General features: G+C 68.7%; 9 protein-coding genes. 7 read left to right on the top strand and 2 right to left on the bottom strand.

What is annotated here, in order from left to right:
- Positions 1–24: 24 nt before the first annotated feature.
- Positions 25–1,716: an acetolactate synthase large subunit gene (locus tag ACFY3C_RS16515; protein WP_390771196.1), complete on the bottom strand. Its 1,692-nt coding sequence runs from the start codon at positions 1,714–1,716 to the stop codon at positions 25–27.
- 264 nt (positions 1,717–1,980) lie between these two features.
- Here ACFY3C_RS16515 and ACFY3C_RS16510 point away from each other — a divergent pair, with 264 nt between their 5' ends.
- On the top strand, positions 1,981–2,658 hold the full coding sequence (locus ACFY3C_RS16510) for a flavodoxin family protein (RefSeq protein ID WP_390771454.1): 678 nt from the start codon (positions 1,981–1,983) through the stop codon (positions 2,656–2,658).
- A gap of 176 nt (positions 2,659–2,834) precedes the next feature.
- Here the strand turns inward: ACFY3C_RS16510 and ACFY3C_RS16505 are convergent, their stop codons facing one another.
- Entirely contained in the window at positions 2,835–3,086 is a 252-nt protein-coding gene (locus ACFY3C_RS16505) for a TfoX/Sxy family protein (RefSeq protein WP_390771195.1), read from the bottom strand.
- 425 nt (positions 3,087–3,511) lie between these two features.
- Between ACFY3C_RS16505 and ACFY3C_RS16500 the strand changes: the two genes are divergently transcribed.
- The 6 genes from ACFY3C_RS16500 (at position 3,512) to ACFY3C_RS16475 (ending at position 14,527) form a co-directional block, all read left to right on the top strand.
- Positions 3,512–4,804, top strand: coding sequence for a molybdopterin-dependent oxidoreductase (locus ACFY3C_RS16500; protein WP_390771453.1), 1,293 nt, complete (start codon positions 3,512–3,514; stop codon positions 4,802–4,804).
- 2 nt (positions 4,805–4,806) lie between these two features.
- Positions 4,807–5,310, top strand: coding sequence for a hypothetical protein (locus ACFY3C_RS16495; protein WP_390771452.1), 504 nt, complete (start codon positions 4,807–4,809; stop codon positions 5,308–5,310).
- Positions 5,307–5,999 carry a class I SAM-dependent methyltransferase gene (locus ACFY3C_RS16490; protein WP_390771194.1) on the top strand — a complete coding sequence of 231 codons (693 nt, stop codon included), beginning with the start codon at positions 5,307–5,309 and terminating at the stop codon, positions 5,997–5,999. The genes ACFY3C_RS16495 and ACFY3C_RS16490 overlap by 4 nt, the downstream gene beginning before the upstream one ends.
- 329 nt (positions 6,000–6,328) lie before the next feature.
- Positions 6,329–8,860: a SpoIIE family protein phosphatase gene (locus ACFY3C_RS16485; protein ID WP_390771193.1), complete on the top strand. Its 2,532-nt coding sequence runs from the start codon at positions 6,329–6,331 to the stop codon at positions 8,858–8,860.
- Between the two features lie 92 nt (positions 8,861–8,952).
- Positions 8,953–12,534 (top strand): sodium/proline symporter PutP, encoded by a 3,582-nt coding sequence (gene putP / locus ACFY3C_RS16480; RefSeq protein WP_390771192.1) that lies wholly within the window; start codon positions 8,953–8,955, stop codon positions 12,532–12,534.
- A 238-nt stretch (positions 12,535–12,772) separates the two neighbouring features.
- Entirely contained in the window at positions 12,773–14,527 is a 1,755-nt protein-coding gene (locus ACFY3C_RS16475) for a hypothetical protein (RefSeq protein WP_390771191.1), read from the top strand.
- The last annotated feature ends 161 nt before the right edge of the window (positions 14,528–14,688 follow it).

The raw sequence follows: 14,688 nt of genomic DNA, 5'->3' as shown, positions 1-14,688 counted from the left end.
CTCCCGGAGTCCTGGGCTGTCAGGTCAGAAAGGGCCGTGGAGACTGCCGAGTCGGTCGGTCAGACGCAGGTTCTCGGAGTAGTCGACGGGACAGGCGATCACGGAGACCGTGTCGGCGTCGAGGGCGCGGCGCAGCACGGGCAGGAGCTGGTCGGCGGCTTCGATCGTGTAGCCGCGGGCGCCGAAGCTCTCGGCGTAGGCGACCAGGTCCGGGTTGGTGAACCGGGTGTGGCTGTGACGGCCGATCTCGAGTTCCATCTTCCAAGTGATCAGGCCGTACTCCTCGTCGACCAGGACCAGGACGACCAGCGGGATGTGTTCGCGGACAGCGGTCTCCAGTTCCTGGGAGTTCATCAGGAACGAGCCGTCGCCCATCATCGCCAGCACGCGCCGGTCCGGCCGTGCCAGCTTCGCTGCGATCGCGCCCGGCAGGGCGAACCCCATGGTCGACAAGCCGTTGGAGACCAGGCACGTGTCCGGCTCGTAGGTGGGGTAGAGGCGGGACATCCACATTTTCCCGGCGCCGGTGTCGGCGAGGACGATGTCGCGGCGGTCCAGCGCGGTGCGCACGTCGGCCACGACGCGCTGCGGCACCAGCGGGAACGCCTCGTTGTCGCGCCCGTACTGGAGCTCTTCGTCGAGCAGCGTCCGGATCTTCTCGTTGCTGCCGAAGTCGTAGGTGAGCCCGTCGGGCAGTGCTGCCGCGAGTGCGTCCAGCGCTTGTGAGGGGTCGCCCTCGACGCCCACCGCGACCGGATAGTGGGCGTCCACCTCGGCGGGGAAGCGGTGCACGTGGACGATCCGCTTGTCGCCGTTCGGGTTGATCTTGACCGGGTCGAACTCCTGGATCTCGTAGCCCACGCAGATCAGCACGTCGGCCGCATCGAAGCCGAAGTTGCTGTAGTCGTGCCGCATGAATCCGACCGCGCCGAGAGCGTTCGGGTGGTCGTCCGGGAAGACACCCTTGCCGTGAAAGGTGGTCGCAACCGGGATGTTCAGCCGCTCGGCGAACCGCACGAGGGCGGCTGTGGCTCCGGCTCTGGCAGCGCCGTGACCTGCCAGCACGACCGGGTGCCGGGCAGCGGCGATCACCTCCACCGCACGTGCGATCTGTGAGGGCGACGGCGCATCAGTGTGCACCGCGTCGATCTGCAGGGGTGCCAGCGGCTCGGCGGGACGCTCCGCCTCGATGTCTTCCGGCACCGCCAGGAACACGGCACCGGGCCGCTCGCTCTGCGCGGTCTTGAACGCCTTGCGGGTCATCTCCGGTACCGCGTCGGGACACTCGATGCGGGCCGACCACTGGGTGACCGGAGCGAACATCGACACCAGGTCGATGACCTGGTGCGACTCCTTGTGGATACGGCGCAGCGACCCCTGCGCCGCCAAGGCCACCATCGGGGAGCTGTTGGTCATCGCGTCCGCGGTGCCGAGCAGCAGATTGATCGCACCGGGCCCCAGCGTCGCCGAGCACACTCCTGCCCGCCCGGTCAGCCGCCCGTAGATCTCCGCCATGAACGAGGCGGCCTGCTCGTGCCGCACCAGGATGTACCGGATCCCGGAGCCGTTCAGCGCGTCGACGAACCGGATGTTCTCCTCGCCCGGAATCCCGAAGACGTACTCCACACCCTCGGCCCGCAGACAACGCACCAACAGGTGCGCGACGTCCTCCACCGCTGCCGTGTCCCGCGACTCGCTCGCGTCTTCGCTGCCCATGACACGAACGTAGGCACGCCCACCGACCCCAGCCACTCACAGACCGCCGACCGAGGCGGCCGTGCGGACACCGATGCCCCGAGCATGCCGAGGCCGTTCGGCGGCACTGTGATGGCGGCCGCTCCGGTCGTCCCGCAGGCTGGAGCCGGATGTGAACACGCGCCGCCGAGCATCGTGCTGCGCAGAAAGCTCCGGGAGGACCGTGTGACCGCTTCGTCGCCCGCCACCGACACACCGCCGGCCCGCTACGACGACCTGCGGGCCATGGTGATCAACTGCACCCTCAAGCGCTCGCCGGAGGTCAGCAACACCCAGGGGCTGATCGACCGGAGCACCGCCATCCTGGGCGCGCAGGGCGTGCAGGTGGATGTCGTCCGGGCGGTGGATCACGACATCGCCACCGGCGTGTGGCCCGACATGACGGAGCACGGCTGGGAGAGGGATGCCTGGCCCGACCTCTACCAGCAGGTCCTGGCCGCCGACATCCTCGTCCTGGCGGGCCCGATCTGGCTGGGCGACAACAGCTCGGTGACGAAACAGGTGATCGAACGCCTCTACGCCTGCTCCAGCCTGCTCAACGACGCCGGCCAGTACGCGTACTACGGCCGCGTCGGCGGCTGCCTGATCACTGGCAACGAGGACGGCGTCAAACACTGCGCCATGAACGTCCTCTACAGCCTCCAGCACCTGGGATACACCATCCCGCCCCAGGCCGACGCCGGCTGGATCGGCGAGGCAGGCCCCGGCCCCTCCTACCTCGACCCCGGCTCGGGCGGCCCGGAGAACGACTTCACCAACCGCAACACCACCTTCATGACCTGGAACCTGCTGCATCTGGCCCGGGCGCTGAAGGACCTCGGCGGCATCCCCGCCTACGGCAACCAGCGCACCGCCTGGGACGCCGGCTGCCGCCGCGACTACGAGAACCCCGAACACCGGTAGGGACACGAGCGGCCGGGGCAGCCGCGCGCAGCCCGGAAGCAGCGTCCGTCTCCCCGCCGAGCGTGGCATGGTGCTGCATCTTCAGCCCAGCGCCTCGAGAGCCACCAGGATGTCGGCGGGTTCGGCTCGGGTGGTGTAGTCGGTAGGCTCGCAGCGAAGGCGTGGCCCTCGTCGATTCACTCGCCGAGCACCTCGCCCTCTGCGACCGCGGGGCCCGCGACAGCGACCCAGCCGCGCATCGGGCGGCCGGTCATGTCGAAGATCCTCGTGCCTGGCCGAGCAGGAGCTTCCTCGGTTGCTTCGGGGCAGACCCGGACCGTGAGGCCGTCGCCACTCACGCCGACGGCCCTGTTGCCGCGGTGGAGGAAAGCGATGCCACCGAGCATCCGCTTCTCGGTGATGTCGGGGTCCGTGCCCAGCCGTTCCATGATTCGCTCGGCCAGCCCTTCCCACGGCACGGTCGACCCAACGGCCGTGGAAGAACACCCGACTCCTGATGCGTGTGACGCGACCACGAGGCATGGGGGTCTGGAGATTCCCGAGGCGGTGGTTCCGCCGTTCGGCTTGCGACGGACACCCGCTTGCACCTCAGGCACGGACAGCTCACCTGCCCTGTGCCAGCTTGTAAGTGCCCTGTTGTCCGACATGGGTCGCGGCATTGCGACCGTCCTTGTGCGAGCGCAGCTCGAAGACTGGAGGAGACGGCCGATGGCAAGTGGCGGCCGGCCGTCGGGTCCGGCCAAAACCGGTGGGTCGCGACGCCGCAGGTCGGAAGAGAAGCCAGCGCTGGAGCGACTGAAGCGCCTACGTGGCACTGCGGTTGCTGCCGCTGCCGCGGGCCGTGCTCGGACTCGTGCAACGGCACAGCGCGTCGGGCAGCTTCCCCCACCCCCCGGGGCCGTTCCGTCCCGGATTCTGGCGCAGTCCGATCCGAGGGCCCTGGCTGACATCGGTGTTCGGCCTGGTCCTCCTGATCGGCATTCCGCTGCTGTTCGCCACCGGACTGCTCTCCTACGCCTCCTACAACCCCGACCTGAGCCCCCTCAACGACGAGACCCCCGACAAGGACGTGCTGGGCTTCTACCTCTTCAGCTGGCCCACACACCCCTACTGGCTGTACCGGCTGCTCCAGGGCGTCCACGTGACGCTGGGCGTGGTCCTCGTGCCGGTTCTACTGGCCAAGTTGTGGTCGGTGATCCCGAAGCTGTTCGAATGGCTGCCGGTGCGCTCCATCGCCCACGGACTCGAGCGGCTGTCGCTGCTGATGCTGGTCGGCGGCGTCATCTTCGAATTCGTCACCGGTATCCTCAACATCCAGCTCTACTACGTCTTCCCGGGCTCCTTCTATCGCCTGCACTTCTACGGCGCCTGGGTGTTCATCGCCGCCTTCGTCGTCCACGTGTGCCTCAGGCTCGGCCGGATGACACGAGCCCTGCGCTCGCGCAGTCTGAGCGTCGAGCTGCGTACCGACCTCGCCCACACCGTGCCCGAACCACCCGACCCCGACGGCCTCGTGGCGGGAGCCCCCGCTCAGCCGACGATGACCCGCCGCGGCGCCGTGGGCATGGTAGGCGTGGGATCGCTGCTCCTCCTCGCCGTGACCGCCGGACAGAGCATTGGCGGGTGGCTGCGCGGCACCGCGCTGCTCGCACCGCACAATCGCGATCCGGGCAGCGGCCCGAACAGCTTCCAGATCAACAAGACGGCGGCGAAGGTCGGCGTCACCCCCGCGCTCGTCGGACCCAACTGGCGGCTGGAGGTGCACGGACGCGGAGCCCCGCAGGTCTTCACACGCGAGCAGCTTCTGACGATGCCCCACCACGCCGCCGCGCTGCCGATCGCCTGCGTGGAGGGATGGTCCACGGACGACCAGCACCGGAGCGGCCTCCGGCTGGCCGACCTCGCCGCCCTGGCCGGCATGACCGAGGCCGGAAGCGTCCTGGTCGAATCCATCCAACCGCCGGGCCCGTTCACCAGGGTCGTGCTGCGGGGCAACCAGATCCGCGATCCCCGAAGCCTGCTCGCGCTCCGCGTCAATGGCGTGGACCTCTCGCTCGACCATGGCTACCCGGCTCGCATCATCGTCCCGGCCAACCCCGGCGTGAACAACACCAAGTGGGTCCACCGGATCACCTTCAGGCCGTGACCATGACACGATTCGTCCGCTGGTACGGCTCCGGCCCTCTGCACCTTCTGGTCCTGATCGCCTCGTTCGCCCTCACCGGATACGCCATGGTGCGCCTGTTCGCCGTCCGGCCGCTGGAGGTGGCGATCTGGTTCGTCGGTGCGGCCGTCCTCCACGACCTCATCCTGCTGCCCTTGTATTCGCTGGCCGACCTGTCGGCACTCTCCGTGCTGAGGCATCGTGCCACCGACGCACCGATGGTGCCGTGGATCAACTACCTGCGCGTCCCCGCCTTCCTGTCAGGTCTGCTCCTGCTGGTCTGGTTCCCCCTCGTCTTTCCTCTTGCCGTGCCCCACCCCGGTGACACCGGGCTGTCCGACAGCGTCTACCTCGGCCGATGGCTGGCGATCACCGGCGTGCTCTTCGGTGCCTCCGCGGTGGCCTTCGCGCTCAGCCTTCGTCGCGTACGGCGGGCCGGCCGCGGCGACGAGAGCCAGCCCGCCGCCGGTCGTGGCGCCACACCATGACGGGTGACGAGGACGAGCTGTACGACGGCGACGAGGATCCGTACGCGCTGGCTCTGCGACCGGCCTGCGGGCCGGTGTACCTGCGGCTGGCGGCCGGGCACCGTGTCCGGATGCCGGTCCACCGCTGGCACGCACGGCCCACAGTGGCCGACAAGACCGTGCTGGAACGCTGCGTCGGGCCCGTCCTCGACGTCGGCTGCGGGCCAGGCCGTTTGTGCAGAGAACTCCTCGGCCGGGGAGTCTTCGCCCTCGGGGTCGACATCGCACCTCGCGCGGTCGCGCTGACCAGTGCCCTGGGTGGGCTCGCACTCTGCCGATCGGTCTTCGACCGTCTGCCGGCCGAGAGAGGCTGGCAGACCCTTCTGCTCATCGACGGCAACATCGGTATCGGAGGGGACCCGCGCAGCCTGCTGCACCGCTGTCGTGGGCTCGTCGCGCCGGCGGGTCGCCTCGTCGTCGAGGTCGACCCCGACGACGTCGAGGAGCTGTGCACCGCCCGGTTCGAGGACCTCCAGGGCCATAGCGGGCCCCCCTTTCCCTGGGCGCGGCTCGGACGAGGAGCCCTCCGCAGGGTGGCCGAGGACCTTGGCCTCAGCGTCACCGACCAATGGACGAGCGGGCACCGATGTTTTGTCACCCTGGCTCACGGAAGATCATTCACGGGCCGTCCTGACGTGGGACCACCATGACGAGGAGGGCAGAATCGCGGGCGTCCCATCCGGGACCTGTCGGGCCCTCGACTTTGCAGGGCGTGCTTGGTGGGTTTCCATCGGTCCGGCGGCCGTGACGTGATCGATCACCTTTTGGGGCCGTACCGTTGGAGCGCCTCGTGGGCGACGGTCGCCCAATGAAGTTGGAATGCCAGGCTCGAGAACGGCGTCAAGTCGGACCGGCTGACGGAGTCGGTCCTGGGCACGACCGGGGGATGGCAGGGGCGCGCGGACCAGGGCGCTGAGAGGTCAAAGTACTTAGGGTGTGAGTGGCGATTCAGTCGTTCATCCACCTAGACGAGTGTTCCGTGCCGGAAGAGCAGCAGGCGCCCGAGTTGCCCGGCGCGCCTGGAGCAGAGCAGGCCGCGGACCTGCCGTATGAGCAGTCCGCCTTGGATGCTGCTCGCGTCGTGGCTCAGGGCGCGGCCGTTGTGGCCGCTGTGCTGGGCGCGGCGGGTCTGTCCGGCTGGGTCTTCGGCATCGACGTCCTGAGACGCATGCCCCGTGCCGACGCGACCATGAACGCAAACACCGTCGTGGCGCTGTTGGCACTCGGAATCTCCCTGTTTCTGGTGGCTCGCAGATCCGTCACGCCCTGGATGATCACCGCAGCCCGTGGGGCCGCAGCCCTGGCGGCCTTGATCGGCGGGCTCACCGTTGTGGAGTACTTGACCGGGGTGGGCCTGGGCATCGATGAACTGCTCTTCAGGGACGACACGGTGCGGGTGGCGACAGAGGTGCCTGGACGGATGGCACCGAACACGGCCACGGCACTGATGATCGGGGGCGTGGCAGCCCTGTGCGCGAGCTCGTCCCGGCTTCCCGCCTGGACGAGTCAGGTCCTGGGCCTGGCCGTTCTCACGCTGGGAATGCTGCGGCTGTACGGGTCCGCGTACGCCGTACCTGAACTGGAACGGTTCGGCGCCTACAAAGGCATGGCCCTGTACACCGGCCTGGCTCTGGTGCTCCTGGGCATCGCCGCCTTCCTCGCCCGGCCGGACCGGGGTCCTGCCGGACTGCTGATGAACGCGGGTACGACGGGAGCGCTGGGGCGCCGACTGTTCGCCACCGTCCTGGTCGTACCGCCGCTGCTGGGCTGGCTCGTCGTGGCCGGTGAGGACGCGGCGCTGTTCGGGACACGTCTGGGTACCGCGCTGCTGGTGTGCGGGCACGTGGCCGTGTTCACCGCGGTCATCTTCTCGGCATTGGTCGTGGGCCGCCGTATCGAGGTGGCGCACGCCCGTGCGGAATGGCAGGTGCGACAGAACGAACTGCTGCAGGCGTTCATGGACCACACACCCGCGGTGGTGTTCATCAAGGACCTGGACGGGCGCTTCCTGGCGGTCAACACGACGTTCGAGGAGAGCCTGGGCCTGTCCCGCGAGCGGGTACTGGGCCGCCGGGACCGGGATGTCATGCCGTCCGACCTCGCGCGTCAGGCGCGGGCCGCAGACCTCGCCATGCTGGCAGGGGGTACCCCCGTGCAGCGGGAGGAGTTGCTCGCCCTGCCGGGAGGGCCACGGGACCTCCTCACCAGTCTGTTCCCGCTCACCACGTCGTCCGGCAAGCCCTACGCGATAGGTGGCGTGGTCACCGACATCACAGAACGAGTCGCGGCCCAGCACGAGGTCCGGCGCGCTCACCAGCGCTTCCTGGCGCTGCTGGAATCCGCGCCTGACGCCACCCTGATCACGGACGGCCACGGCACCATCGCCATGGCCAACGCTCAGGTGCAACGATTGTTCGGACATGCGCCGGCCGACCTCGTCGGCACCCAGGTCATCGATCTGGTTCCCGTCCCGCGACGTCGACGGCACAGCGCCTTCCTCGGCGCCTACCTGAGGCAGGCGGACCCGAAGCCGATCGTCCTGGACCGGGGCCTGTACGGGCTGCACAGCGACGGCAGTGAGTTCCCCGTCGAGGTGAGCCTCAGTAGGCTCCAGGCCGATGAGGAGACGCTGGTGTTCCTGTCCGTGAGGGACATCACCGAACGCAGGCAGACCGAGGCCGAACGCGCCGAGCGCTACGAGGAGCACCGACGCATCGCCTACACCCTGCAGCACAGTCTCATGGGCGAGCCGTCCCGTCTGCCCCACTTGCCCAGCGCCCACCGGTATCTGGCGTCCGTCCAGGACCCCGGGGTCGGCGGCGACTGGTTCGATGTCATTCCCCTGGACCGGGACCGCACCGGCATCGTCGTCGGCGACGTGATGGGCCGGGGGCTGGAGGCAGCGGCCGTCATGGGCCAGCTGCGCGCAGCCTCCCACGCGCTGGCCCGCACGGGCGTACCTCCCAGTGAGCTGATGACCGGGCTGGATGCTTTCGTCGGTGACCTGGCGGACCAGCTCGTCACCTGCGTCTACCTGGTGGTGGACCAGAGCGGCCATGAGGTCACTCTGTGCTCGGCGGGACACCTCCCGGTCATCGTCCTGCCCCCTGGCGGGCCCGCCCGCCGGCTGCAGGCACCGGTCGGTGTGCCGCTGGGCGTCAACGATTCGTGTGGCGGCGGCGTGCCGTTCCGGCAGACGACCCAGCCGCTGCCACCGGGCAGCACTCTCGCGCTTTACACCGACGGACTGGTCGAGAGGCCCGGTACCGACATCGAGGCCCAGATCGACATCCTCGCCCACACTCTCGACGACGCGCTGAAGGGCGCTCCTCCGGATCCGGAGAGCCTCGATCAAGCCGCTGACCGGCTGATCAGAACCCTCATTCCGGAGACGGCCAAGCATGACGACGACGTGACGCTGCTCCTGATCGGGTTGCCCAAGCCCGATGGGACAGACTCCCGTAGTGAGCGGGTGAGCCCCCGCGCGCGCGGTGTTTCCGGCCCCCAGTGACCGACATCTGTACATTTACCTAGTAGGAGCTACGAGCTGTCAGGCGTGCGACAGTGGCGCCCGTGCCCAGAAACCACGCAGGTGAGGGCAGTATGTTCGACTTGAGTGCGCCGATCGTGGTCACGTTCATCGTGTACGTGGCCGTCATGGTCGGGACAGGTGTCTGGGCGTACAGCCGCACTCACACCTTCGCCGACTTCGCCCTGGGGGGCCGCAGGCTCAGCGCGTTTGTCGCCGCCCTGTCCGCAGGGGCCAGCGACATGTCCGGCTGGCTGTTTCTTGCGTTTCCCGGAGCGGTGTACGCGGCCGGCGTCGGTGCCAGCTGGATCGCGGTCGGCTTGGTGCTCGGCACCTACGCCAACTGGCTGTTCGTCGCGCCGAGGCTGCGTACCTACACCGAGCGCGCCGGGAACGCCGTGAGTCTGTCGGCCTATCTGGAGGAGCGGTTCGAGGACCGCACCCGGACGCTTCGGATGGTCTCGGCGGCAGTCACTCTTGTGTTCTTCACCGTCTACGTCGCCAGTGGGCTGGTGGCCGGCGGGCTGCTGTTCGAACAAATCTTCGATGTCAGGTTCGGGCTCGGGGTGGCCCTGACCGCCCTGGTGATCGTCATCTACTCGTGCCTGGGCGGCTTCCTCGCCGTGAGCCTCACGCACGTCATGCAGGCCACACTGATGTTCCTCGCCCTGCTCGTGCTCCCCGTCATCGGCATCGGGGCACTGGGCGGCTTCGGTGCGCTGCGCGACACCCTCAACAGCAAGACACCCGGCCTGCTGGACATGGGTGCCAAGGTCGGCTTCACGGACGGACAGTGGTCGGCCGGCGGCTCGCTCGGCGCTGTCGCGATCATCTCGCTGCTCGCCTGGGGTCTGGGCTATTTCGGTCAGCCGCACATCCTGGCCCGCTTCATGGGAATCCGCAGCACCGGCGCCATCCCCGCGGCCCGACGTATCGAAACCGGGTGGGTCATCATCGTGCTCGCTGGCGCCACGGTCGTCGGCCTGGTGGGGATCGCGCTGACCGGCACGCCGCTCCACGACCCGCAGACGGTGTACATCAGTTTGAGCCGGGCTTTGCTCGATCCGTGGGGTGCCGGGGTCATGTTGATCGCCGTACTGGCTGCGATCATCTCCACCGCGGACAGTCAGCTCCTCGTGTCGTCCGTCGCTCTCACGGAGGATTTCTACCGCGCGTTCCTCCACCGGCGCGCCTCAGACCGGGCACTGGTGTGGGTCGGTCGCGCCGCTGTCGTCGTCGTGACCCTGGTGGCCTTCGTGATCGCGCTCAGGGGCGGCGGGCTGCTGGGTATCGTCGCCTACGCCTGGGCAGGCTTCGGTGCCGCCTTCGGACCGGTCGTCCTTCTCTCGCTGTACTGGCCGCGCATGACCTGGGCCGGGGCCATGGCCGGGATCGTGTCGGGTGCGGCAACCGTGCTGCTGTGGAAGAAGATCAATCCGCTGCTAGGCCCTCTCGAGTCGGGCGTGTACGAAATGGTCCCGGGCGTCCTGGTCGCCACGGTCGCCGCGCTGGTCTTCGGCAGGTTCGTCGGCCGACCCCCGAAAACGGCCTTCTGGCGGATGCCGGGCGGCGGAGTGAGCCAGCTGGTGCTCACTCCCTTCCTCGCCCACGCACCGGTCGGCATCGCAGTCCTCGACACGGACCTGCGGTACGTCTGGGTCAACGAGCCACTGGACCGCGAGATCCCCCTCGAACGGCGGCTGGGCCGACGCATGGCGGAAGTACTGCCGAAGGCGGAGGCCGAGGCTCTTGAGGAGCAGCTGCGCGGGGTTCTGGAGACCGGCGATTCGGTGATGGACTATGAGTACCGCGGCCCCAGCCACACCGACCCCGACCACATCCGCGCGATCTCCGCCTCCTTCTTCGCCATGAAGGACCGCAACGGCCGGAACGTGGGTGTCTGGTACATGGTCATCGACGTCACCGAGCGCTGGCGGGCCCAGGAACGCCTGGCCCTGCTCAACGACGCCGCTGCCCGCATCGGCAGCACCCTGGACGTGACACGGACCGCACAGGAACTGGCCGACAACGCCGTGCCCTCCGTCGCCGACTTCGTCGCCGTCGACCTCTTGGACTCGGTAACGAGAGGTGAGGAGCCGGCCCCAGGGCCGGTCGGTATGGCACCCGTCATCCGGCGCGCGGGGCAGCAGTCGGTGCGTGAGGGCTGCCCCGAGGCGACGCTGGCAGTGGGAGAGACGGTTCGGCGCGCACCTTCCTCACCCGTGACCCGATGCCTGCTGGAGAGCAGAACCCTCGTGGAACGGACTCTGGACCAGACCACCAGCCCGTGGGTGACCCAGGACGAGTCGACAGGCGCCTCCATCCGCGAGTACGACATCCGATCGGTGATGGTGGTTCCGGTGCGGGCGCGCGGGGTCACCCTGGGCGCGGCGACGTTCGCCCGTTCCCGGCGACTGGGCCCGTTCGAGCAGGACGACGTACGTCTCGCCGAGGAACTCGTCTCCCGCGCCGCGGTGTGCATCGACAACGCGCGCCGTTTCACCCGCGAGCGCACCGCGGCCCGTTCCATGCAGCGCTACTTGCTGCCGCAGGAACTGACGGGAGGGTCTGCTCTGGAGGTGGCGTCGTGGTATCTCCCGGCGGATGCCCCCACTGGTGTGGGCGGCGACTGGTTCGACGTGATTCCGCTCTCCGGAGCACGCATCGCACTGGTCGTCGGGGACGTGGCCGGGCACGGCATCAACGCAGCGGCGACCATGGGACGCCTGCGCACCGCCGTACGCACGCTCGCCAATCTCGACCACTCTCCGGACGAACTGCTGGCTCATCTGGACGACCTGGTCATCGGCCTCATGGGGGCCGAAGGCAGCGACGGATCGACGGCGGCCGAGGACGCCGCCGCGGGTACCGCGTTCATGGGAGCCACCTGCCTGTACGCCGTCTACGACCCGGTCAGCAGGCGGTGCACGCTGGCCCGGGCCGGTCACCTCCCGCCGGTGATCGTCGGTCCCGACGGCGGCGCCGAAATCGTGAACCTGCCCGCCGGACCGCCACTCGGCCTCGGGTATCTCCCCTTCCAGTCCGTCGAAATGGAACTGGCCGAAGGCAGCCTCATCGCGCTCTATACCGACGGCCTCATCGAGTCCTTCGACCGGGACATCGACGTCGGACTCTCCCGGCTGGGTAATGTCCTCGCCGCGCCCCGGCCGACGCTGGAGGAGAGCGGCCGCAGGGTGATCGACGACCTGCTGGTCGGCCCGCCGTCCGACGATGCGGCACTGCTCCTCGCCCGGACCCGTGTCCTGCCCCGGGACCGGGTCGTGTCCTGGGATCTGCCCAGCGATCCGGCCACCGTCGCGCACGCCCGCGCCCTCGCCGCCCAGCAGCTGACGGAGTGGGGCATACTCGATCTGACGTTCACCACCGAGCTCATCGTCAGCGAACTGGTCACCAATGCCATCCGCCACGCGAGAGGGCCGGTCTGCCTCCGCCTGATCCGGGACCGCAGCCTGATCTGCGAGGTCTCCGACGCCAGCAGCACATCGCCACGCCTGCGCCACGCCCGGACCACCGACGAGGGAGGGCGGGGCTTGCTGATCGTGGCCCAGCTTGCCCGCCGTTGGGGCACCCGCTACACGACGACCGGCAAGATCATCTGGACGGAACAGGCCGTTCCGGACGGCACCGTCGCCTAGCCACCTCGACGCCTGTATCGCAGCGGCACGCCCTCCGCCGCACCACCTCGGGCCGGGAGTGAGGTAGGCGGGCCCGCATGGCGGCTGGGGTCCCGGAACTCTCACGAAACGATGCGCGGAGGCTCCCGCATGGGGTTCCAGGCGAACCAGTCCAGAACCTCGGAACCGAGGTCTCAAGGGGCATTGAGCAAGTCGCCGTCCCGGCCGAGGAAGCGGCCCAATTGGTGCGAGGGGCACGGTGACGACGTTCCGCCGGGTGCCCACCGAGCGCCACGAGCGCCTGATGGCCATGCGCGAGAAGCGCAGGCTCATCACAGACGCCGACGTCGAAGCGGCGATCGAGGAGGTGGACACCAGTGGACTCGTCCCGCTCCTCGAGGAGTTCGTCCACCTCCCACGCGGCCGACACCGCACCCTGCACATCAGAAGCCTCCTGATCGGCCTTCACCTGTGCACCCAGGACACCGGCGGCAAGATCGTCCTGGAACGGGTCACCGACATCCTGTACTTCCGCATCACCCCGCGGCTGCGCACGCTGCTGGAAATCCCCGAGCACGAAGACCACGACCAGGGGTTCGAGGCGGCCTACGCCGTCGTCCGCCGCCTCTTCCACGCGATGAAGGACGCGATGAACCCGTCACCGCTGCCGCCCAACGGGCACCTGTCCCGCGGGGAGGCCCAGGACCTCGCAGCGGCAGCGGACGCCGACGAACTCGCCGAACGGGAGCGGCGGCTGGCCCTGTTCACCGAGTTCCTGCTCGACGCTTCCGTACGGCCTCTCCACGGTCTGCTGAGCGAGCTGGCGGAGGTGTCCTTGGGTGTGGACGCCACACCGGTCCGTACGTTCTCTCGCGGCCGCCGCACGAACGGGCCGGAGCTCGCCACAGACCCGGACGCCGGCTGGTACGTGCGCGAAGGCGACCACCGAGACCCCGACACGCCGGTCGCCGATTCCATGCGCCCTGCCCCAGCACCCGCCAAGAAGGGCCGGTCAAAGACCCCGTTGCGCGAGAAGAAGCCCTCGCTCAAGAAGAAGTACCTCTTCGGCTACGACGCCCACCTCATCGTGACCCGGGATGCCGAACACGACGCCGTGCTCCTCGACGACGGCACACCAAACCCCGATGTCCTCCCCGCCCTTGTGCTCGGCGCGGCTCTCGACAAGCCCGGTCACCGTCCGGCGTACAACGGCCTGAAGATCCTCAACCGACTCCGGGAGCGTGGATACAAACCCGGATTCCTCGCCGGAGACCGCGCCTACAACAACTCCGAGCCCGACGAATGGCAGATCCCTGTCCGGGCCATGGGCTACAAGCCCGTCTACGACTACCGCGCGGACCAGCTCGGCAAGCAGGGCGGAACACACGGCGCGGTCCTCGTCGAAGGCCGCTGGTACTGCCCGTCCATGCCCCAGCCCCTCATCACCGCCACCATCGACCTGCACGCCGACCGCATCGACCGCGAAACTTGGGTCCGACTGATCGCGGCCCGCCGAGGCAGGCAAGGCCCAGTGCTCCATCAAGCCCCGCACCATGGGCCGCGGAATCCATCTCCCCTTGGTCGACCCGGAGCCAAGCCCGGTCGGCCCGCTCAAGGTCTGCCGCCGGCGCACCATCACCATCAGCCCCGAGACCGGAGCCAAGCACTGGCAGGCCCTGGAATACGGCGGCCCCGAATGGCAGAAGGTCTACTTCCGGCTCCGCAACAGCGTCGAGGGCTACAACGGCTACGCCAAGAACCCCCTCGCCGAGGGCATCGAATCCGCCGGCTCCCGCCGCATCCGCGGCATCGCAGCGCAAACGATCCTGCTCGCCTTCCAACTGGCCCACGCCAACCGCCGCAGGATCAAAAAGTGGCTGGACACTCTGTCCCTCGGCGGCGAGCGACCACGCCGGCGCACCCACCATCGCCGTCAGACGAAAGAACCGAAGACCTGGACCCCGACCGGGCACCTCACACCCGACGCCGCCTAGCCGGGCAAGCCCCCAGGTAACAACACGACATCACTTGAAGAAAAGCCGTAGACCCCATCGGTGAGATGGCTCACCGATGGGGTCTCCTATGTCCGTTCCCAGGTGTGCGATCCCTCACAAACCCGGACACAACGAGAAAAGGGCCCCCGCCGTGACTTCCGTCACCGGCAGAGACCCGTTT

The organism is Streptomyces sp. NPDC001410, assembly GCF_042895235.1.
Taxonomy (GTDB): Bacteria; Actinomycetota; Actinomycetes; order Streptomycetales; family Streptomycetaceae; genus Streptomyces.
This window is presented reverse-complemented; position numbering and strand designations above follow the sequence as displayed.

Excerpts from the sequence above, each read along its gene's own strand:
- ACFY3C_RS16515 (WP_390771196.1), bottom strand. The coding sequence starts at position 1,716 with ATGGGCAGCGAAGACGCGAGCGAGTCGCGGGACACGGCAGCGGTGGAG.
- ACFY3C_RS16510 (WP_390771454.1), top strand. The coding sequence starts at position 1,981 with ATGGTGATCAACTGCACCCTCAAGCGCTCGCCGGAGGTCAGCAACACC.
- ACFY3C_RS16505 (WP_390771195.1), bottom strand. The coding sequence starts at position 3,086 with ATGGAACGGCTGGGCACGGACCCCGACATCACCGAGAAGCGGATGCTC.
- ACFY3C_RS16495 (WP_390771452.1), top strand. The coding sequence starts at position 4,807 with ATGACACGATTCGTCCGCTGGTACGGCTCCGGCCCTCTGCACCTTCTG.
- ACFY3C_RS16490 (WP_390771194.1), top strand. The coding sequence starts at position 5,307 with ATGACGGGTGACGAGGACGAGCTGTACGACGGCGACGAGGATCCGTAC.
- putP (WP_390771192.1), top strand. The coding sequence starts at position 8,953 with ATGTTCGACTTGAGTGCGCCGATCGTGGTCACGTTCATCGTGTACGTG.